A 20,490-nucleotide genomic window follows, 5' to 3' on the forward strand; every position below is an offset into this window, starting at 1 on the left:
ACCGGGCTCCGGGCTCCGGGCTCCGGGCTCCGGGCTCCGGGCTCCGGGCTCCGGGCTCCGGGCTCCGGGCTCCGGGCTCCGGGCTCCGGGCTCCGGGCTCCGGGGAGAGGATGCCAGACCGCGGTTTCACGTGAAACCGCCGGCAGGACCGCCAGGCCCTCTTTAGGCATCTCTAGCCTCGCAGCGGCTGCGGTCATTAGCCGGCGTCGCACCGGTTGCTAGGAACTTCCGGAACAATAGAATGATCGCCGGTCCAACCTAGGGCCCTGGAGAAACAAGTCCAGGAACGGGGACTCGCCCCATCTTTCGAATGGCTCGATGACCGGCACCCTCTGGCGGTCTCGACCCCTGGACAATAAGCCTGCCGAACTCCAGATCTCGCAAGCTCACTCGGAGCTGAGGCCGGCGGGATCGCGCACTTCTGGCACGCGGGTATGAACTCGCCGGCACGCAGGTTGCGGGGCACGCGGGGAGCGGGCAGGCCGGGAAGCGGGGGCACGCCGGCAAGCGGGGCACGCCGGCAAGCGGGCACCTGGGAACGGGATAGGGGCGCGCGCCTAGCCGTGCACGGGGCAGCGGGCAAGCGGGCAAGCGAAGAGCACCCGGACGTTCTTTGGGCGCCCGCGCCTCCTGAGTTATCTCACACTCGGGGCCCGGGACCTCACGGGCTCACAGGCCTCCCGTCTTATGCCTCCCGCACCAGGCCCAGCCTCCCAGACCTGAGTTCCCAAAGTCAGCCATCCCGACCCGCGCCTCCCAGATCCCATCCTCCCAAGCCCACCACCTCAGAGCAGGGCGCCCTCGCAGACTGCGGCCTCGCGCAGGCCCGCAGCCTCGTTATCCGGACGGCAAATTCAACCTGCGAGATCGGTAACGGCTGGGGATCGGCGATACAAGAAGCTCACCTGCACGTTCCACGTGAAACACAGAACCGGGAACCGGCGACCCAACACGCGGGCAGCGGCGGCAGCAGCAGCAACGCCAGCAGGAGCAGCACCAGCGCCAGCGGCGGCAGCAGCAGAAGCGGCAGCAGAAGCGGCAGCAGAAGCGGCAGCAGAAGCGGCAGCAGAAGCGGCAGCAGAAGCGGCAGCAGAAGCGGCAGCGGCAGCGGCAGCGGCAGCGGCAGCGGCAGATAACCGAGAGGGAGCCGACGAAAGGAGGCGATCAATCTCCGAAATCCAGTCGGCCCACCGACGTCTTTCTGTCACAGAGCTCCGCCTACAGCGAAGGACATCGGTAAACAAGATCCGGCCGGCCCCTCACGTGGCGGTCACGAAGACGGCCTTTCACGAACGAGACGAGGCACGATGAGCTTGCTGACTCCAATGGCCGCTCGATCGAGCGGATGCTACAACCGACGTCCAGACACCCTGTGGCAACAGGAGAGGTCTCCGCAACCAGTCTTAGAACCAGCGAGCCTGGCCCAGGAGGACGGCTACTTGCGTCATACCGGCATCGCCTGTCGCCAAAGCCGACCAGGCATGAAGCCGGGACAGAAGCGGAGGCTAAGCGCCGGACAATCTGCTGAACCTCGAAAAGCGGGTCAGTCCAACACCCGAAACTTCATCGCCCTACCGACAAGACCAGATGCCGCCAGCCGAAGAACGCGACCGCTATTCATGTTTACGCACAAACCACGCCCGACCAAAGAGAGGCGTGCGCGAAACAGGGCATTTCCGGCGTCCAGATTCGTGCCAACCTCGAAATCTTGGCCGACAGAAATCCCAGGAGAATCGTTCTGACAGAACCGATTTGAACCGAAGTCGCAAAGCTTCCGGCCCCCATGATCGCCAATTCCGTTCCCGTCGCGAGGTCTCCGGATTTCCCAGACGAACGTACTCGACGCGAGCTCCGTCACCCGCACTTAGCCCGGACATGAAGAAGGCACGTGATCCGCAGAATCACGTGCCTGTCCGTCATCGTGCAGCGCCGCCGCCTAGCGGCTCTCGGTCAGATGAAGGATCGACCGAGCTCCATCACTCCTGGGATCCGGCGCCTTCGTCCTCGACGCCGATCATTCCGACGATCCGCTCCAGGTCGTCGACCGTCGCGAATTCGATCGTGATCTTGCCCTTGTTCCGGCCGATGTCGACCTTCACTCGAGTGTCGAACCGGTCGGAGAGCCGGTCCGCGAGGTCGTTCAGCGCCGGTGCGTGAACCTTCGCGCGACGAGTCGGTGCGGCCTTCTTCGCCGGCCCATCGGCAATGGCGAGCGACACGAGCTCTTCTGTGGCCCGTACCGAAAGGCCCTCGGCGACGATGCGGAGCGCGAGTTGCTCTTGGGCGTCGCCATCCTCGAGGCCGAGCAGTGCTCGGGCGTGACCGGCCGACAGTACGCCGGCGGCCACGCGCCGCTGGACCGGTGCCGGCAGGTTGAGGAGGCGGATCGTGTTCGAGATCTGCGGACGGCTACGGCCAATCCGCCTGGCGAGTTCCTCGTGCGTCGCGCCGAACTCTTCGAGGAGCTGCTGGTAGGCAGCCGCTTCTTCCAGCGGGTTGAGGTTGGCGCGATGGATGTTTTCGAGCAGCGCATCGCGAAGCATCGCATCGTCGCGCGTCTCGCGGACGATCGCGGGGATCGTTTCCTTACCCACCGCCTGGGCGGCGCGCCAACGGCGCTCGCCCATGACCAGTTCGTAGGTACCGTCGCCGATGTCGCGGACCACGATCGGCTGGAGGAAGCCGACCTCCTGGATCGAGGTCTTCAGCTCCTCGAGCGCTTCTTCGTCGAAGACGTGGCGCGGCTGCTTCGGGTTGGGAACGATCGCGGTGACCGCGAGCTCTGCGAATCGCGCGCCCGGCACTGGTGCCAAGCCGTCGTCGATCGGTTCGGGCTCGGGCTCGGCCTGGGGTGGAGTCGGTTCGGAATCCGGCGTCTGTTGCGGCTCCGGCGGTGCCGAAAATTGCGTTGGTGCGGGCACGACGGGCGGCGGTGGGGCGTCATCGACAACCGCCGTACTGGCCGGTGCCGAGGTGGGGATCAGAGCCCCCAAGCCGCGACCGAGGCCACCCCGTGGACGGTTCTTCATGCCGTGCCTCCCGTGTTGACCCCGCGCATTGCGATCTCCAGAGCAGCCTCGAAGTAGCTCGTGGCGCCCCGCGAACCCGGATCGTAGGTCATCACGGACTGGCCATAGCTCGGCGCCTCCGAGACCCGCACGTTGCGGGGGATCACCGCCTCGAGCACCTTCGCGCCAAAGTGATTGCGCACGTCCTGCTCGACCGCATCCGCCAGGCGCGTACGGCGGTCGTACATGGTCAGCAAGATCGTGGAGACGTCCAAGATCGGGTTGAGGTGTTGCCGAACGAGGTTGATGTTGTTGATGAGCTGGTTCAGCCCCTCCAGCGCGTAGTACTCGCACTGGATCGGAATGAGGACTTCCTGCGCCGCGCAGAGAGCGTTGACCGTCAGCAGTCCTAGCGACGGCGGGCAGTCGATGAAGACGTAGTCGAACTTCTCCGGGTGCGCGGCGATCGCGCGGGCCAGCCGCGACTCGCGCGCGACGACGGAAACGAGTTCGATCTCCGCACCCGCCAGGTCGATAGTCGCGGGTACGCAGAACAGGTTCGGAATGCCCTCGACCGGTTGCGCCACCTCGGCGAGTGGAACGTTGTCGATCAGGCAGTCGTAGACGTCGGGCACACCAGCGTGATGGGGCACATTCAGGCCGGTGGAGGCGTTGCCCTGTGGGTCGAGGTCGACGACGAGCACCCGATTCCCGTGCAGCGCGAGGGCCACGGCAAGGTTCACCGTGGTGGTCGTCTTGCCGACGCCACCCTTCTGGTTCGCTACGCAGAGGACGCGCGGTTGGTCCGGACGCGGCATGGAGATCTCGCCGCTCGGATTGAGGATCTGCACAGCTCGCAACGCTTCCATGGCGAGAGGCGGATCGTCCTCATCCCGACCCGGCGTTTCACGTGAAACATGTTCGTCTGCCTCCGCGGCGCCTTGCGGCTCCGTCGCCACGGTGGTGGGAGCGCTAGCGTCCGGCGAGGCATCGGCAAACGAGTCAGATCCATGGGTGGCCGAAGCTGAAGACCTAGGCATGGAGGGCAATGGACTGCCAGAGGCAGGCGCCGAAACAGGCGGGCCCGCAACCGCCGACGACGCAGCCGATGCACCGGAGACCGGAGTGGCGGCGTTCGAGTGGGCCGAGACGGGCGAAGCGTGGGGAGAACCAGACACCGGAACACCTGACACAGAAGAAGCGGTAGTCGGCGGCGAGGAGGTGGGCCGCCCTGCGTAATCCTCGCTCGGCCGAATCGACATGGCTGCAGCCGACGGTACGGAGGCAGAGCCCGAAATCGGAGCGGCGGGCGGGCCCGATCGAGGTGCCGGAGCGGGGCGCCGCGACTCGGAGGCGCCAACCTCGGGATTGCTCACCGGGGTCCCGTACACCTGCCCGCTGTTGCCGGCACGAGGCTGAGGAACGCCCTGATCCCCACTGTTGAAGCTCACACTCAGGCTTCCGCTCCGATCAGGCCCGGCTTGTGGATCGGTTTCACGTGAAACACCGTCCCAGCCGGGGTCGCCGTCAGGACCCCTGCCATACTCATGCACCGTTTTATCCCTGCCTGGTTGGATTGAGTCGGCACCGCGAGCGTGCGGTCCGGCAGGAAACGGTGGCGCAGCCGCGCTCACCGTCCGGTCCACACTATCGACGCGCGGCCAGCCTACGGCCGCCGGGCGAGCGTTGCCACGGTTGTCCGCCACTTGAGTCGAGACCGACAGGATTGGGGACGCCTCGAAGGCCATGAATCCGGGTACGAGACGCAGTCTGGCGCCGTACTCCCGGACTCGTTCGGGCCAACCGAGTCCGGAAGCCGACCGCCGTGCGGGGGACAGGAGCAGCTCCGACGGCTGTTGATCAGTGCGTGGGGATATGGGTGCGGGGGAGAGGGCAGAACGGGATTCGGGCACAGCCGGCGACGACTGAGCGACCGCTTCCCGCCGATCCGCGCCCTGCGGCGGCTGAACGCGCTGCGGCTGATCGAGCGACGACCGATCGCGCTGCGGGCGATCGAGCGACGACCGATCCCGCTGCGGGCGATCGAGCGGCGGGCGATCGAGCGGCGGGCGATCGAGCGGCGGGCGATCGAGCGGCGGCTGAGGTAACCCGCCGGCCCCCACCAACGGCCGCGCCGACCGCAACGGCAACGACGAAGACGGCGAGGCGTAGCGCGTCAACGACTGGGCAGACGACGAAGGCGTCAGAGCGGACACCGGCGCGGAAGGCCTCGGCGCGGACGAGGACGGCGCGGACGAGGACGGCGCAGACGGCAAAGGCGGCGACGAAGCCGGCAGAGCGAGCGACGAGGACGGCGACGACGACGAAGCGGCCAGGGCGAGCGACGAAGGCACGGAACGTGACGACGGCACGGAACGCGACGACGACGGCGACGACGACGGCACAGACGACGAAGCCGCCGGAACAACCGAGGACGGCACGGACAACGACGGCGACGACAGCACGGAGGACGACGAAGCGGCCGGACCAAGCGACGACGACACGGACGGCGGCGACGACGACGGCACGGATGGCGACGGAATAGCACCGGCTGGAGCGCCGCCAGATGGCGCCTGCTTCGGGGACGATTCCGGCCGCGGCGAGGGTCGTGGGAGTTTCCCGGTTCGTTTCCGCACGCCCCGCCTGGCCATCTATCTCCTCCGCGATCTCCTGTTCCCGGAGCCGCGCCCACCGGACTCACCGGCAGACCGGCCCGGGGCGGCTGCCCGCTTGGGCGGCCTCGGCCGTGATGCCACGACGTCGCGTTCCCGCACGATCTCCACGACCGTGGACGGCGGGTCGATCAGACCGGCCCCGCAGAGCCGGACGACCGGCTCACCTCCGCCGAGACGGGCGACCGCGTCGCGGTGCTCTGCCACCTCTTCGTCGGCCGAGGCGCCCTTGAGCGCCAATAGCCGGCCGCCGACGGCGGCGAGGGGCAGGCACCATCCGGCGAGCCGGTCCAGCGGCGCCACTGCGCGGGCGGTGACGACATCGGCGGGGGCGGGGGGTCCACCGGCGAGGTCTTCCGCTCGTCCCCGGACGACCGTGACGGTCGCGTCGAGGCCGAGCGCTGTCACCGCTTCGGACAGGAAAGCGGTACGTCGTGCCAGCGGCTCGACCAGGGTGATCGTGAGATCGGGCCGGGCCACTGCCAGCACGATACCGGGCAAACCGGCACCAGAACCCACATCAATCACCGAAGCGCCGATAGGGATGATCTCCGACATAACGCCACAGTTGATCAGGTGCCGTTCCCAGAGCCGAGGTGCCTCCCGGGGGCCGATCAGACCTCGCACGACGCCGTCGGTGGCGAGGAGCTGCGCATACCGCCCCGCCAGCGCGAGCCTGTCACCGAAGACAGCCTCGGCGGCGGCCCGATATTCGGCAGCCGGCTCAATCACGCTCTCGGCGCCGGCTCCAGAAGCCGAAGCCGAGACAGAAGCCGCGGCCGAAGCAGAACCAGCGGCAGAACTAGAAGCAGGAGCCGAGGCACCGAAACCCGAAGACGAGGCAGAACCCGAAGAGGAGACGGAACCCGAAGTGGAGACCGGAGACGAAGAAGGACCGGAAGACGAAGAAGAGACCGGAGACGAAGACGGCCCGGGCACCAAGGCACCCGAGCCACCATCCCCCGCCCCAAAGCGGGACTCACTCATGCCGCAGGATCACTCAGCCGGCCGGACGATGATGCGACGGTTCGGCTCCACGCCCTCCGACTCGCTCTCCACGCCCGAGATCGCGTTGACCACATCGTGCACGCACTTGCGCTCGAACGCCGACATCGGCTCCAGCCGTACGGTGTCGCCGTGCTCTTTGACCTTCTCGACCGCGTTGCGGGCGACGGCGCCCAGTTCCTTGCGGCGGGTCGCCCGGTAGCCGCCGATGTCCAGCAGCAAGCGGCTGGGGGAGCCGGTGGCGCGGAAGATGGCCAGGCGGGTCAGCTCCTGCAACGCCTCCAGCGTGGCGCCGCGCTGGCCGACGAGCGCCTGCAGTCGGCCGCCGACGACCTCGACCATCGGCCGGCCGCCCGACACGAGCTCGTCGATGTCGCCGTCGTAGTCGAGGATGTCGAGCAGACCCTCCATGTAGTCGGCGGCGATCTCGCTCTGGCGGAACAGGTCGGAGTCGGAGGTCACGCTCTCCGACTTCTTGGTCTCCTCCGTACCGGTCGACTCCGCGGTGGCGGCGGTGGTCTCCTCGGCGCTGGGAGTGCTGGTGTCGGTCACGGTCTCATCTCCGTACTCTCGGGCCGGACCTGCTCGGTCCGCTGTTTCCCGTGCCGGCGTCGTCCGTCGCCGGTGCGGGGAGGTCTTTGTCGCCGCCCCCGTAGGGCCGCGCGCGGCTCGGCCGATGGCCGGGGCCGCTGCTGCGTCATCCCTTGGGTTTGTTGGCGGGTCTGGCGCCCTTCTTGGGGTTGACCGGCTTGGCACCGGGCTTGGGTGCGAGCGCCTTGGTGTCGACGACCGGGGTCTGCGGTTCCGGCTGGGTCTGCTTGCGGCCGAACAGGCCACGGGTGGCGGGCTGCACCGGGTTCTGGCCGTTCTTGCCGGCGGCGCCGCTCGCGGGGCGCGCGGAGGAGGAGCCCGGCTTGCCGTTCGCCATCTGCGGCGGCGGGAACTTGCGGAGCACCCACTGCTGCTGGGCCAGGCTGAACAGGTTGTTGGTGACCCAGTAGATGACCACGCCGATGGGGAACAGCGCGCCGGAGATGAGCAGCGACGCCGGGATGCCGTAGAGCATCAGGCGCTGGATCATCTTCTGCTGCGGGTCCTCGGCCCAGCCGGTCTTGAGGATCATCTGGCGGCTGGTGAGGTACGTGGTGGCCATCATGATGAGGACCAGCACACCCGCGATGATCTTCACCGTGACTCCGCTGGAGGCGCCGAGCTGCTCGAGGTCGCTGGCGGAGGAACCGAACTGCGCCGGCAACGGGGCCGTGAACAGGGCGGCGTGGGTGGCCGAGCGGAACTGCTCCTCGGTCCAGCCGTACAGGGTGGTCAGGCTGTTGTCCGGGCTGAGCCGGCGCAGGACGTGGAAGAGGCCGAGGAAGACGGGGATCTGCAGGAACATCGGGAGGCAGCCCATGAGCGGGTTCGCCTTCTCGACGCGGTACAGCTCCATCATTTCCTTCTGGAGCGTCTCGCGGTCACCCTTGTGCTTCTCCTGCAGCTCCTTGACCTTGGGCTGCAGCGCCTGCATCGCCCGCTGGGACTTGATCTGCTTGACGAAGACCGGGAACAGGATGACGCGCAGCGTCACCACCAGGAAGACGATCGCGAGGATCCACGACCAGTTGGTGCCGAGCACCCGACCGTCGGGGATGCCGATGCTGTCCCACAGGGCATGCCAGCGCAGGAGGATCCACGAAATGGCGTAGTAGATCCAGTCGAGACTCAATTCATGCTCCAGTCACATCGGCAGGACGGTGACGGATCGGATCGGGCACCGGGTCGAACCCGCCAGGGTGGAAAGGGTGACAGCGCAACAGCCGCCGGATCGCCAAGCCGGTCCCGTGGAGCGCGCCGTGCTTCGCGAGCGCCTCCTGGGCGTACGCACTGCACGAGGGGTAGAACCGACAGCGGGCCGGCAGCGCCGGGCTCACATACCGACGGTACGCGACGACCGCCGCCGTCAGCAGTCGGGCGAGCGGTGTCATCGCCGCCGCCGGGGTGAGCGCGCGGCGGCGATGGCGGCGTCGAGGTCGGTGCCCAGGCTTTCGAACGACGCGGCCGCGGCGCCCGGCAGCGCGCGGACGACGAGCGACGTGCCCGCTGGCAGCGTGCTCAACCGTGGGCGGACCAGATGACGAAGCCTGCGGCGGACCTTGTTACGGACCACCGCGTTGCCCACGGCCTTGGACACGACAAAGCCGGCGCGCGCCTCGGAGGCTTGCGCCGGCTCATCGACGAGCAGATGGACGACAACGGTCCCGCGTCCGGCCCGGCGTCCGCCGCGAACCGCTGCGGCAAACTCGGCGCTACGCCGCAGTCGTTGCGCAGCGGCCAGCACGACTACCTGGCATTCGACCCCGGCCCGCGTCGGCTCAGGCCGACAGCTTGCCGCGGCCCTTGGTGCGGCGGGAGGAAAGGATGGCGCGACCGGCCCGGGTGCGCATGCGCAGCCGGAAGCCGTGGGTCTTCGCGCGCCGGCGGTTGTTCGGCTGATAGGTGCGCTTGCTCACGTCAGAACTCCGTCTTCGTACTCACGGCCAGGGGGCATCAGCTGCAAGACGCCACTTTAGCAGAGCGCGGCGGAGCAACCGCTCGACCCTACGCAGGGGTCCCGCGGTGGTCAACTGTCCGCGCCGAGGGGAAATGCCGTCCGTCACTCACAACGTACGGAGTGAATCTTTTCGTGCCAGGACCGGCCGGGGCGGGTACCGCCGGTTGATGCGGACCCAGCCACGCTGTTAGCGTGCCCGTTTGCTGGTCTTCAGCGCTGTTCGCCAACCGCCCTCGCCGGAACGCATGAGGAACCGACGAGGCGGTGAATCGTTCGGCACGGTGAGCCTGTTTTCCCGCGCCAGCACAGGCTCTTCAGGAAGTCTGCCGACCATCCGGCCGGGGAGCGACCGCCGACGAGTGCACAGGTTGTGGATAACCTGTGGATAGCCGGTGGCGCCGTGCATGTTCAGCACGTTGAATGTGCTGGGTTGGGGGGAGCCGGTCCGTCGCCCGTTCGGGTGATGGCGGGCAAGGGCGGAAGCCGAACAAGGCCACCGGGGATGCCCGGGGGCGATGGGGGTGGCGCGGCGGTGGCCGATACGGTCGACCTAGGCGGGGTGTGGGCTGCGGCGACGGACGAGCTGGCGGACGAGATCGCGTCCGCGCAGCAGCGTGCGTACCTGCGCCTTACTCGCCTGCGCGCCATCGTCGAGGACACCGCGCTGCTCTCCGTGCCGGACACATATACCCGAGACGTGATCGAGTCACGGCTGCGGCTCGCGATCACCGAGGCTCTCTCGCGACGGCTCGGCCGCCCGATCCAGGTCGCCGTGACCGTACGCCCGCCCGAGGACGGCTCCGGCCGACCCGGCACCGTCTACGGCAACCCGCCGCCCGAGCCGGCGACCGCTCCGCCGGCCCACTACTCCGAGGCCCCGCCCCCGGCGTACCCGGATCGTTATCCACAGCCCACCGCCTACAGCGACGCCTACGAACAAGAGGAAGCACCGACCGGCTCGGCGCAGGCGCCTTTCACCCGTGGCGTGCCGGCCGCGCGCGACGGGCAGGACGCGCTCTTCGCGCCCCCGCTGCCGATCGGCCAGCCGGAGCAGGCCAAATCCGCCATCGCCGAGGAAAAGAAGTCGAAGGCGGAGCCTCCGCGGCAGCTCCCGCACTACGGCGACGCCCCGAACGAAACCGGCGGCCACCGGATGGCGACCGAGCCGGCCCAGCTCCGCGACAATCAGCGCCGCCCCGACGACCGCCCCATAGTCGGCCAGGATCGCCGCGACGACACGCTGCAACTACGCCACGGCGGCGACAACGGCCCGGGCCGCACCCCGGTCGACATGCGCGGCGCCCCCGCCGGCGCCCGCCCCGGCGGCAACGACGGCAACCGCCTCAACCCGAAGTACATGTTCGAGACGTTCGTCATCGGCTCGTCCAACCGCTTCGCCCACGCGGCGTCGGTCGCGGTCGCCGAGTCACCGGCGAAGGCCTACAACCCGCTGTTCATCTACGGCAGTTCCGGCCTGGGCAAGACCCACCTGCTGCACGCGATCGGCCACTACGCGACCACCCTCGGCCACGCGCGCAGCGTGCGCTACGTCTCCACCGAAGAATTCACCAACGACTTCATCAACAGCCTGCGCGACGACAAAACCCAAGCCTTCCAGCGCCGTTACCGCGACGTCGACATCCTGCTGATCGACGACATCCAGTTCCTCGAGAACCGCGAACGGACGCAGGAAGAGTTCTTCCACACGTTCAACACGCTCCACAACGCGAACAAGCAGATCGTGATCAGCTCGGACCGCTCCCCGCGCCAGCTGGCCACCCTCGAAGACCGCATGCGCACCCGCTTCGAATGGGGCCTGCTCGCGGACATCCAGCCACCCGACCTAGAGACCCGCATCGCGATCCTGCAGAAGAAGGCCGCCCAGGAGCGCATGTACGCCCCTGACGACGTCCTCGAATTCATCGCCAGCCGCGTCTCCAACTCCATCCGCGAACTCGAGGGCGCCCTCATCCGGGTAACCGCGTTCGCCAGCCTCACCCGCAGCTCGGTCCAGCTCTCCCTCGCCGAGGAAGTCCTCCGCGACTTCATGCCCGACGGCGCCGGCCCCGAAATCACCGCCGACCAGATCATGGTCTCCACCGCCGACTACTTCGGCGTCAGCCTCGAAGACCTCCGCGGCCACTCCCGCTCCCGCGTCCTGGTCAACGCCCGCCAGGTAGCGATGTACCTCTGCCGCGAACTCACAGACCTATCCCTACCCCGCATCGGCCAAGCCTTCGGCGGCCGCGACCACACCACAGTCATGCACGCCGACCGCAAAATCCGCCAACACATGGCCGAGCGGCGCTCCCTCTACAACCAGATCGCCGAACTCACCAACCGCATCAAACAAAACACGTAGCGCGCGCTTCAGATCAAGAACTTTCGACGGTACGGCCACACCCCGGCCCAACCTCAGCAGCGTGGCCGGCGACCTCACGCGCCCAGGCCGTAACCACTCCAGGCCGTCGTCGACCGCCGGGCTGAAGCATCAGCCGGGCCGACAACACGCCAGGCCATCGCCACCCGCCAAGCACACCGACAGCCGAGCGCACCGACACCCGCCCGATGCCGAAACACTCCAGGCCATCGCCAGCCACCAAGCACACCGACAGCCGAGCGCACCGACACTCGCCCGGTGCCGTAACACTCAGGCCATCGCCAGCCGGCGGCCGCCGGCTCGCCGGCTGAGCTAACAGCCGCCCAGGCCGCAATACTCCGGGCCATCGCCGCCCACCGGCGCGAACCGACACCAGCCCGGACCCTAAGCACTCCAGCCTGGCCATCGCCGTCCGCCCGCTGGGTCGCCGGGCGCCGAGGCCCGCAACCACTCCGAGCCGTCGCCACCCGCCGGCCGAGTCGCCAGGCGCCGAGGCCACAGTCACTCCGAGCCGACGTCGCCTCGCCGGCTGAGTCGGAAAGCGCCGAGGCCGCACCGGACACGCGGGCGGGCGAGCAACCGGGAGCAACCGACCACCGGGGCAGACAGGCACGGCGCAGGCTGGCCACGGACAGGCGAACACGGCGCAGGCTGGCCACGGACAGGCTGGCACCGGGGGGAGGCCGCCGCGACGCGGGCCGGGCGCGACGCGGGCCGGGCGCGACGCAAGCCAGGCGCGACGCAAGCCAGGCGCGACGCAAGCCAGGCGCGACGCAAGCCAGGCGCGACGCAAGCCAAGCACAGAGCAGGCGGGTGACCGGGCAACCGGGAACGAGGGCAGGCTGGGCACACGGGTAGGCGGGGTGACCGGAGAACCGGCCACGCGCCAAGTCGGTAGAGACCAGGCGGACACAAGGGCAAGCCCGCACGCGGCCAAGCCGATGACGCGGCCGACTCTTCGCAGGCGGACGCGGCCGTCCCGGCCGACCACGTCTGGCCGACCACGTCTGGGCCGAGCGGGTCCCGGCCGAGCGGCTCCCAGCCAAGCGCGTCCCTGCCGAGTTCTCCACAGGCTCAGCAGGTCGCCGTCGAGCGCGTCGCGTGGTCCCGTCCCTGGTCAGAGCCACGACGAGTCCAACACGCCCTTCGCTCATCCACAGGCGCACCGAGCCGAAACCGGGCTGAGCCCACGCGAAGTCCACAACGAACGGCCCGCGACGCCACGAGCGAGCGGGATCTGGATCGGTCGGGTCACCCATCCACATGGCCGGTTTGTCAACGTCGGGACGGCACCGTTTCGTGCCAACGTTTTCCACACTAATCCACAGGTCTTCACAGGCTTCATCCCCAACAGTGGACAACCTTGGCGCCCGCTCTCCACAGATGTGGAGAAGTCCTGGGGAAATCGATGTGGACAGACACTGAGCGTCACCAGAGTCCCCACACCCTGTGGACGCGTGTGGATTTCCTGTTGAAGGTTCTGGGGACGACGAGCCGACGGCGTCCCGGCGTTATCCCCAGGCCGGGGGAAAAACCCAGTGGATATCCGGTGGATAACCGGTGGACAGCGGTGGACAACCGCCCCCGCTTCGGAGACTGTGGACGCGGACCCGGGTTTGTACCCCGGTTGCCCACATGTGAATCACCGGTGGATAACCCTCTGACCTGCGCAGACTCGGGTTCTCCACACTGTGCACAGCCCCGATGATTACGACTGATATCTCTCTCGGAAAATCTAAAAGGCAATCATCAGCGTTGGGGAAGGTGTGGACGAGCCGCTCGCGGCCCGATCCACCCCTGGCTGGGAAACCCGCACCGGGGGCCGGGCGGACGAGGCACCCACCCGCGCCATAGAGTTCAGTGGGCTCATCAGCACATCCGAAGTTTCTCTAGCTGGTACGTCGAGGAAAGTGACGCGGAGGGCATGGCATGAAGTTCCGGGTGGAGCGAGACGCACTCGCCGACGCGGTGGCATGGACGGCCAAGAGCCTTCCCAGCCGTCCGTCGGTGCCGGTTCTCGCCGGCGTCATGTTGCGCGTGACGGACGGCAGGCTGCACGTCTCCGGTTTCGACTACGAGGTCTCCAGTCAGGTGAGCGTGGAGGTGCAGGCCGACGCGGACGGCGCCGCGCTGGTCTCCGGCCGACTGCTCGCCGAGATCACCAAGGCGCTGCCGGCCAAGCCGGTCGACATCGCCGCCGTCGGCTCACATCTCGAGCTGGTCTGCGGCAGCGCCCGGTTCACCCTTCCGGTGATGCCTGTGGAGGACTACCCGACGTTGCCGGAGATGCCGTCCAGCGCCGGCACCGTCGACGCGCAGGCCTTCGCGGTGGCCGTGGCCCAGGTGGCCATCGCGGCCGGCCGTGACGAGACGCTGCCGATGATGACCGGCGTACGGATCGAATTGAACGGTTCGACGATGGCCATGCTGGCCACCGACCGTTACCGGCTCGCCATGCGCGAGTTGGAGTGGACCCCGGACGACCCGGAGATCAGCATCAACGCGCTGGTGCCGGCGAAGACCTTGAACGACACGGCGAAGGCTCTCGGCCCGATCGGTGGCTCGGTCACCCTCGCGCTCGCCCAGGGCAACGCCGGCGAAGGCATGATCGGCTTCGCCGGTGGGACCCGGCGCACGACCAGCCGCCTGCTCGACGGCGCCAACTACCCGCCGGTCCGCTCCCTCTTCCCGGCCAGCCACAACGCCGAGGCCCGGGTCGGCGTCGCCGCCCTGGTCGAGGTCGTCCGCCGCGTCGCCCTGGTCGCCGAGCGCACCACCCCGGTGCTGCTCAGCTTCGGTGAGGACGGCCTGGTGGTCGAGGCCGGTGGCACCGAGGAGGCCCGCGCCAGCGAAGCCATGGAGGCCACCTTCACCGGCGAGCCCCTGACGATCGGCTTCAACCCGCAGTACCTCATCGATGGCCTGCAGAATCTCGGTGCCCCCACCGCGGTCCTGTCGTTCGTCGACGCCTTCAAGCCCGCCGTGATCTCCCCCGCGAACCAAGACGGCGAAATCGTGCCCGGATACCGCTATCTGATCATGCCTATCCGGGTAACCCGCTGATACTGGGCACAGAGACACACACCTAGGGGGAACCATGCAGCTCGGCCTTATCGGTCTAGGCCGGATGGGCGGCAACATGCGCGATCGTCTGCGCGCCGCCGGCCAGGAGGTCGTCGGCTACGACCACCACAAGGAATCCAGCGACGTCGCCAGCCTCGCCGAGCTGGTCGAGAAACTCGCCGCGCCCCGCGTGGTCTGGACGATGGTTCCCGCGGGCCAGATCACCGAGAACACGATCGACGAGCTCGCCGAGTTGCTCTCCGAGGGTGACATCGTCATCGACGGCGGGAACTCCAAGTTCACCGACGACGCGCCCCGGGCCGAGCGGCTCAAGACCAAGGGCATCCACTACCTCGACGTCGGCGTCTCGGGCGGCGTCTGGGGCATCACCAACGGGTACGCGCTCATGGTCGGCGGCGACGCGGAGATCGTCGCGCACTGTCAGCCGATCTTCGACGCCCTCAAGCCGGCCGGCGAATTCGGCTTCGCACATGCGGGTTCGCACGGTGCCGGCCACTACTCGAAGATGATCCACAACGGCATCGAGTACGGCCTGATGCACGCGTACGCCGAGGGTTACGAGATCCTCGAGGCCTCGGAGCTGGTCCAGAACGTTCCCGCCGTGATCAAGAGCTGGCGCGAGGGTTCGGTCGTCAAGTCCTGGCTGCTCGACCTGCTGGATCGCGCGCTCGACGAGGACCCGAAGCTGGCCGGCCTGAAGGGCTACGCCGAGGACACCGGCGAGGGCCGCTGGACGGTCGACGAGGCCGTGCGTCTCGCCGTGCCCGCCAATGTGATCGCGGCATCACTGTTCGCCCGCTTCGCGTCACGCCAGGAGGACTCGCCGGCCATGAAGGCCGTCGCGGCGCTGCGCAACCAGTTCGGCGGCCACGCCGTCAAGCGCTGATCCATGTACGTGCGCCGGGTCGAGCTGACCGATTTCCGCTCGTACGAGCGGGTGGCGGTCGACTTCGACCCGGGCGTCGCGGTGCTCGTCGGCCAGAACGGCATGGGCAAGACCAACCTCGTCGAGGCCCTCGGCTACGTGGCCACTCTGGACAGTCACCGGGTCGCCACCGACGCCCCGCTGGTCCGCGCGGGCGCCGCCGCTGCGGTGATCAGGTGCGCGATCGTCCACGAAGGACGCGAGCTGCTGGTCGAGCTGGAGATCGTCCCCGGCAAGGCGAACCGGGCACGGCTCAACCGTTCTCCCGTACGCCGGTCTCGGGAGGTTTTGGGCGCTCTGCGCATGGTGCTCTTCGCGCCCGAGGATCTCGAGCTGGTCCGTGGTGATCCGGGGGAACGCCGCCGCTACCTCGATGAGCTGCTCGTGGCACGCCAGCCGCGCTATGCCGGCGTCCGCGCCGACTATGACCGGGTGGTTAAACAACGTAACGCTCTGTTGCGTACGGCGTACCTGACTCGGAAGGTCGGAGGCACCCGCGGGCAGGATCTTTCGACGCTGGCGGTCTGGGATCAGCACCTCGCCCAGCACGGCGCGGAGCTGCTCGCCGGCCGGCTCGACCTGGTCGCGGCGCTCGGCCCGCACCTAACGAAGGCGTACGACGCGGTGGCGGCCGGGCGAACGTCGGCGACCATCGCGTACGCGTCACGCCTCGGCGACGGCCTGACGCCGGACCGCCCAGCGTTGGAGGCGGCCCTGCTCGCTTCGCTCGCCGATCGCCGTCAGGCGGAGACCGAGCGCGGGGTGACCCTGGTCGGCCCGCACCGCGACGACCTCACGCTGACGCTGGGAGATCTCCCGGCCAAGGGGTACGCGAGCCACGGCGAGTCCTGGTCGTTCGCGCTGGCGCTGCGGCTGGCGGCCTACGACCTGCTTCGTACCGACGGCGTCGAGCCGGTCCTGATCCTCGACGACGTCTTCGCCGAGCTCGACGCCGGCCGCCGCGAGCGCCTCGCGGCGCTGGTCTCGGACGCCACGCAGTTGCTGGTCACCTGCGCGGTGCCGGAGGATGTCCCGGCGGCCCTCCAGGGCGCCCGCTACGACGTCGGAGCTGGAAGGGTGACCCGTGTCTGAGAAACCCGCCGGCGACGGCGCAGCGGCCGCTTCAGGGGCGGCGCAGGAGCAGACGGGTCCACAGCTGGCCCGTGCGGTGCTCGACGCGGCCCTGGCGAAGCGCCGCGCCGCGCAACAGGCGCCCCGCCGCCGTACGGTCGCTTCGGAAGGAGAGGGCCGACGCCTGCGCGGCTATTCGGGCCCGGGCCCGGACCCCCGCGATCCGCAGCTCTTCGGCGCGGTCCTCGAACGGATCATGAAGCAGCGCGGCTGGCAGCAGCCCAAGGCCGAGGCCACCGTCTTCGGCGCCTGGGAGAAGGTCGTCGGCCCGGACATCGCCAAGCACAGCAACCCGATCAAACTCGACGCCGGCGTCCTGACCGTCGAGGCGGAGTCCACGGCCTGGGCCACCCAGCTGCGCATGCTCGCCGCGACCCTGCTGCGCAGCATCGCCGCCGAAGTCGGCCACAACGTGGTAACCCGCCTCAACATCCACGGCCCGGCCGCACCCTCATGGAACAGAGGCCCCCGCCGAGTCCAAGGCCGCGGCCCCAGAGACACCTACGGTTGATTATTAGTCGAGGAGCGAATTGCCGCGGCTTCCAGCGGCGCATGAGCGATCGAGGCTAATAATCGGCAAAAACCGCATAGCCGCGGTCGGCGCAGCGGCGGTAGAAGCCGGCCAGGATTGCCAGTTCGGTGCGGGCGAAGCTCCAGTGCGGCGCGTTGCCCGCGTCGTCGCGCAGTGCCGCCAGGCGTTGCTCCAGCCAGCGGAGCTGCTGTTCGGCGAGGCGTCCGGCGGCTACCGCCGCCCGCATCACCTCGGCCACGCTGTCGAAGGTGACCAGGTCGCCGTGCGGTTGGTGGCCTTCCACGAAGCGCTCCAGGCCGCCGGCGATCCAGGCGCAGCCGTCCGGGTCGATGACCGGGTCCTCGTCTTCGGCCGCGGCGTCCGTGGCGTAGAGGACGCCTTCGAGCCCGAGGAGCAGGTCGACGAGCTCGGTGTACGCGGTCGCCCGTACGGTGCCGGTCTTGGCGATGTGCAGGGCGAGCGCGCCGGTGGGCGCGGCGATGTCCGGTGCGTCGGCGACGGCGCCGAAGTCGACGAACTCCGCCGGGGCGACCGGGTCGTAGAACCGGTTCGTCCGCGGCCAGTGCACGGCGACGTTGTCCAGCCCCTTGTCGTGCGCCATGGGGCTCCCACCTCTCCTCGACTGCCGGCTGCGGACCCGCCCGGTGGGAACGCTGCCGCGCGGCTGCGGACCGCCCGGCCTTGCATCGGCCCGCGCGGGCGAGGTTACGACACTCCTGTCGACCGGTGTGAGGCAGTGTCGCAGCGCGTGGCGCCGTGGTGGCGTAGACGCGCCCCGACGGGTATCCGCCGAACGGTGTTCCGTTGCGCTGAGGGCTCATTCCGTGTAGGGGGACTCGTGGGAATGACCCTCCGGGGCGCTACGGCAATCTGAGGCGCCCGTACGAGGGTGCCGGACCCCCGATAACTCTCTTCCACGGAGTAGAATCGACGGAGACCGGGAAAGTGCGACCCGTGCCGAACTCCCCACAGCGGCGAGGCCTCGTCACGCTACGCGTTTTTTCCAGCCGATCACGATCCGCGGGACGACCGCGGCGACCGGCGCGCTTGGCTCCACCGGTGGTCCGCCTCGTTCTCGCGGCTCGCTCGTCCGTGGTCCGCCCTGCCCGTCGGCCGCCCGTGCGTTCCCGCCAACCCCGTGACCGGGCCCTCGCGGGACCGGTGCGAGAAAGTGGCCGAGGGTGGCAGAGAAGAAGCAGGAATACGGTGCCGAGTCGATCACCGTGCTCGAAGGCCTCGAGGCGGTTCGCAAGCGTCCCGGTATGTACATCGGTTCGACCGGCGAGCGTGGCCTGCACCACCTGGTCTGGGAGGTTGTGGACAACGCGGTCGACGAGGCGCTCGCGGGTCACTGCGACACCATCGACGTGGTCCTGCTGGCCGACGGCGGCGTCTCCGTCACCGACAACGGCCGTGGCTTCCCGGTCGACCTGCACCCCAAGCTGAAGAAGCCGGGTGTGGAGGTCGCGCTGACCGTCCTGCACGCGGGCGGCAAGTTCGACGGCAAGGCGTACGCGGTCTCCGGCGGTCTGCACGGCGTCGGCGTGTCCGTGGTCAACGCGCTCTCCACCAAGATGGCCGTGGAGATCCACAAGTCCGGCAACGTCTACCGGCAGAAGTACAACGCTTCCAAGCCCGGCCCGCTGGAGAAGGGCGAGTCGACCGACATCACCGGCTCGACCGTCCAGTTCTGGCCCGACCCGACGATCTTCGAGACGGTCGAGTTCGACTTCCAGACGATCTACCGCCGGATCCAGGAGATGGCCTTCCTCAACAAGGGCCTGACCATCAACCTGGTCGACGAGCGCACCGAGTTCCTCGACGAGCAGGGCGAACCCCGCCGGGTCACCTTTATGTACGAGAACGGCATCGCCGACTTCGTGCGGCACCTGAACCACACGAAGACGCCGATCCACAAGTCCGTGATCGAGTTCGAGGCCGAGGCGAACGACGAGGGCATGGCTCTCGAGATCGCCATGCAGTGGAACGAGTCGTACGGCGAGTCGGTCTACACCTTCGCCAACACGATCAACACCCACGAGGGTGGCACCCACGAGGAGGGCTTCCGGGCCGCGCTGACGAGCATCGTCAACCGGTACGGCGCGGAGAAGAAGTTCCTCAAGAGCGACGAGAAGCTCTCCGGTGAGGACATCCGCGAGGGGCTCGCCGCGATCATCTCGGTGAAGCTGGCGAACCCCCAGTTCGAGGGTCAGACGAAGACCAAGCTCGGGAACACCGACATGAAGGGCTTCGTCCAGAAGATCGCCAACGAGCAGATCGCCGACTGGTTCGACCGCAACCCCGCGGACGCGAAGCAGATCATCACCAAGGCGTCGCAAGCGGCCCGGGCTCGGATCGCCGCGCAGCAGGCCCGCAAGCTGGCCCGGCGCAAGTCGCTGCTGGAGTCGGGTTCGATGCCGGGCAAGCTGGCCGACTGCCAGTCGACCGACCCGCGCGTCTCGGAGCTGTTCATCGTCGAGGGCGACTCGGCCGGTGGTTCGGCCAAGCAGGGGCGCGACAGCCAGATCCAGGCGATCCTGCCGATCCGCGGAAAGATCCTCAACGTGGAGAAGGCCCGGATCGACCGGGTGCTGAAGAACAACGAGGTGCAGGCGCTGATCACGGCGCTGGGCACCGGCATCCACGACGAGTTCGACATCGCCAAGCTGCGCTACCACAAGGTGGTGCTGATGGCCGACGCCGACGTCGACGGCCAGCACATTCAGACGCTGCTGCTGACCCTGCTGTTCCGCTTCATGCGGCCGCTGGTGGAGGTGGGTCACGTCTACCTGGCCTCGCCGCCCCTCTACAAGATCAAGTGGAACAAGCGCGGTGACGACGCGCAGTACGCGTACTCCGACCGGGAGCGTGACGGTCTGATCGCGCTGCGCCAGCAGAAGAAGGCGAACGCCAAGCCGGACGACATCCAGCGCTTCAAGGGTCTCGGCGAGATGAACTTCCACGAGCTGTGGGACACGACCATGGACCCGACCACCCGCACCCTGCGTCAGGTGACCCTGGACGACGCTGCCACGGCGGATGAGCTCTTCAGCGTTCTCATGGGCGAGGACGTGGAGGCCCGCCGTTCCTTCATCCAGCGCAACGCCAAGGACGTCCGCTTCCTGGACATCTGATCAGACGGTGAGCGGCGCGACACAGTGCCGCTCACCTCGGGTTATGCACAGCGTTCCACTGCTTTCCACAG

17 protein-coding genes are annotated in these 20,490 nt (G+C 68.4%); 7 read left to right on the forward strand and 10 right to left on the reverse strand.

The genetic code is table 11. The features are described 5' to 3' along the window. Nucleotides 1–901 precede the first annotated feature (901 nt). The 3 genes from AB0M36_RS19460 to AB0M36_RS19470 all read right to left on the reverse strand — a co-directional run bounded on the left by AB0M36_RS19460 (nucleotide 902) and on the right by AB0M36_RS19470 (nucleotide 4,048). Complete coding sequence (locus AB0M36_RS19460) at nucleotides 902–1,168, reverse strand: hypothetical protein (RefSeq protein ID WP_364159320.1); 267 nt, start codon at nucleotides 1,166–1,168, stop codon at nucleotides 902–904. An 808-nt stretch (nucleotides 1,169–1,976) separates the two neighbouring features. After that, nucleotides 1,977–3,029 carry a ParB/RepB/Spo0J family partition protein gene (locus AB0M36_RS19465; RefSeq protein WP_364159323.1) on the reverse strand — a complete coding sequence of 351 codons (1,053 nt, stop codon included), beginning with the start codon at nucleotides 3,027–3,029 and terminating at the stop codon, nucleotides 1,977–1,979. After that, nucleotides 3,026–4,048: a ParA family protein gene (locus tag AB0M36_RS19470; RefSeq protein ID WP_364159326.1), complete on the reverse strand. Its 1,023-nt coding sequence runs from the start codon at nucleotides 4,046–4,048 to the stop codon at nucleotides 3,026–3,028. The genes AB0M36_RS19465 and AB0M36_RS19470 overlap by 4 nt, the downstream gene beginning before the upstream one ends. Nucleotides 4,049–4,864: 816 nt before the next feature. Between AB0M36_RS19470 and AB0M36_RS19475 the strand changes: the two genes are divergently transcribed. Next, nucleotides 4,865–5,116, forward strand: a complete 252-nt coding sequence (locus AB0M36_RS19475) for a hypothetical protein (RefSeq protein WP_364159328.1) — start codon at nucleotides 4,865–4,867, stop codon at nucleotides 5,114–5,116. A 543-nt stretch (nucleotides 5,117–5,659) separates the two neighbouring features. Here the strand turns inward: AB0M36_RS19475 and rsmG are convergent. From rsmG to rpmH, 6 genes are all read right to left on the reverse strand, one after another. Continuing rightward, on the reverse strand, nucleotides 5,660–6,412 hold the full coding sequence (rsmG, locus tag AB0M36_RS19480) for a 16S rRNA (guanine(527)-N(7))-methyltransferase RsmG (RefSeq protein ID WP_364159331.1): 753 nt from the start codon (nucleotides 6,410–6,412) through the stop codon (nucleotides 5,660–5,662). Between the two features lie 264 nt (nucleotides 6,413–6,676). After that, on the reverse strand, nucleotides 6,677–7,237 hold the full coding sequence (locus AB0M36_RS19485) for a R3H domain-containing nucleic acid-binding protein (protein WP_364159334.1): 561 nt from the start codon (nucleotides 7,235–7,237) through the stop codon (nucleotides 6,677–6,679). A 145-nt stretch (nucleotides 7,238–7,382) separates the two neighbouring features. Further along, the gene (gene yidC / locus AB0M36_RS19490; RefSeq protein WP_364159337.1) at nucleotides 7,383–8,408 is read right to left on the reverse strand and encodes a membrane protein insertase YidC; all 1,026 of its coding nucleotides are present in this window, start codon (nucleotides 8,406–8,408) and stop codon (nucleotides 7,383–7,385) included. 1 nt (nucleotide 8,409) lies between these two features. Then, nucleotides 8,410–8,667, reverse strand: a complete 258-nt coding sequence (gene yidD, locus AB0M36_RS19495; RefSeq protein ID WP_364159339.1) for a membrane protein insertion efficiency factor YidD — start codon at nucleotides 8,665–8,667, stop codon at nucleotides 8,410–8,412. Then, nucleotides 8,664–9,020: a ribonuclease P protein component gene (gene rnpA, locus AB0M36_RS19500; protein ID WP_364159341.1), complete on the reverse strand. Its 357-nt coding sequence runs from the start codon at nucleotides 9,018–9,020 to the stop codon at nucleotides 8,664–8,666. The genes yidD and rnpA overlap by 4 nt, the downstream gene beginning before the upstream one ends. 34 nt (nucleotides 9,021–9,054) lie before the next feature. After that, a complete protein-coding gene (gene rpmH / locus AB0M36_RS19505; protein WP_106128710.1) occupies nucleotides 9,055–9,192 on the reverse strand; it encodes a 50S ribosomal protein L34 in 138 nt (45 codons plus the stop codon). 573 nt (nucleotides 9,193–9,765) lie between these two features. Between rpmH and dnaA the strand changes: the two genes are divergently transcribed. From dnaA to AB0M36_RS19530, 5 genes are all read left to right on the forward strand, one after another. Further along, nucleotides 9,766–11,595: a chromosomal replication initiator protein DnaA gene (dnaA, locus tag AB0M36_RS19510; RefSeq protein WP_364159343.1), complete on the forward strand. Its 1,830-nt coding sequence runs from the start codon at nucleotides 9,766–9,768 to the stop codon at nucleotides 11,593–11,595. A gap of 1,947 nt (nucleotides 11,596–13,542) precedes the next feature. Beyond that, complete coding sequence (dnaN, locus tag AB0M36_RS19515) at nucleotides 13,543–14,676, forward strand: DNA polymerase III subunit beta (protein ID WP_364159345.1); 1,134 nt, start codon at nucleotides 13,543–13,545, stop codon at nucleotides 14,674–14,676. A gap of 34 nt (nucleotides 14,677–14,710) precedes the next feature. Continuing rightward, nucleotides 14,711–15,583 carry a phosphogluconate dehydrogenase (NAD(+)-dependent, decarboxylating) gene (gnd, locus tag AB0M36_RS19520; protein ID WP_364159347.1) on the forward strand — a complete coding sequence of 291 codons (873 nt, stop codon included), beginning with the start codon at nucleotides 14,711–14,713 and terminating at the stop codon, nucleotides 15,581–15,583. Between the two features lie 3 nt (nucleotides 15,584–15,586). Further along, nucleotides 15,587–16,714 carry a DNA replication/repair protein RecF gene (gene recF / locus AB0M36_RS19525; RefSeq protein WP_364159349.1) on the forward strand — a complete coding sequence of 376 codons (1,128 nt, stop codon included), beginning with the start codon at nucleotides 15,587–15,589 and terminating at the stop codon, nucleotides 16,712–16,714. Then, nucleotides 16,707–17,264, forward strand: coding sequence for a DciA family protein (locus AB0M36_RS19530; protein ID WP_364159351.1), 558 nt, complete (start codon nucleotides 16,707–16,709; stop codon nucleotides 17,262–17,264). Before recF ends, AB0M36_RS19530 begins: the two co-directional genes overlap by 8 nt. 55 nt (nucleotides 17,265–17,319) lie before the next feature. Here AB0M36_RS19530 and AB0M36_RS19535 read toward each other — a convergent pair whose 3' ends face one another. Further along, a complete protein-coding gene (locus tag AB0M36_RS19535) occupies nucleotides 17,320–17,886 on the reverse strand; it encodes a hypothetical protein (protein ID WP_364159353.1) in 567 nt (188 codons plus the stop codon). Nucleotides 17,887–18,466: 580 nt separating this feature from the next. On the opposite strand from AB0M36_RS19535, the gene gyrB reads away from it, so the two are divergent. Further along, a complete protein-coding gene (gene gyrB / locus AB0M36_RS19540) occupies nucleotides 18,467–20,419 on the forward strand; it encodes a DNA topoisomerase (ATP-hydrolyzing) subunit B (protein ID WP_364159355.1) in 1,953 nt (650 codons plus the stop codon). Nucleotides 20,420–20,490 lie beyond the last annotated feature (71 nt).

It is taken from the genome of Actinoplanes sp. NPDC051346 (genome assembly GCF_040682215.1).
GTDB lineage: Bacteria > Actinomycetota > Actinomycetes > Mycobacteriales > Micromonosporaceae > Actinoplanes.

Coding starts and splice junctions, on each gene's coding strand:
- AB0M36_RS19470 (WP_364159326.1), bottom strand. CDS start 4,048: ATGCCTAGGTCTTCAGCTTCGGCCACCCATGGATCTGACTCGTTTGCC.
- AB0M36_RS19465 (WP_364159323.1), bottom strand. CDS start 3,029: ATGAAGAACCGTCCACGGGGTGGCCTCGGTCGCGGCTTGGGGGCTCTG.
- AB0M36_RS19535 (WP_364159353.1), bottom strand. CDS start 17,886: ATGGCGCACGACAAGGGGCTGGACAACGTCGCCGTGCACTGGCCGCGG.
- gnd (WP_364159347.1), top strand. CDS start 14,711: ATGCAGCTCGGCCTTATCGGTCTAGGCCGGATGGGCGGCAACATGCGC.
- yidD (WP_364159339.1), bottom strand. CDS start 8,667: ATGACACCGCTCGCCCGACTGCTGACGGCGGCGGTCGTCGCGTACCGT.
- recF (WP_364159349.1), top strand. CDS start 15,587: ATGTACGTGCGCCGGGTCGAGCTGACCGATTTCCGCTCGTACGAGCGG.
- dnaN (WP_364159345.1), top strand. CDS start 13,543: ATGAAGTTCCGGGTGGAGCGAGACGCACTCGCCGACGCGGTGGCATGG.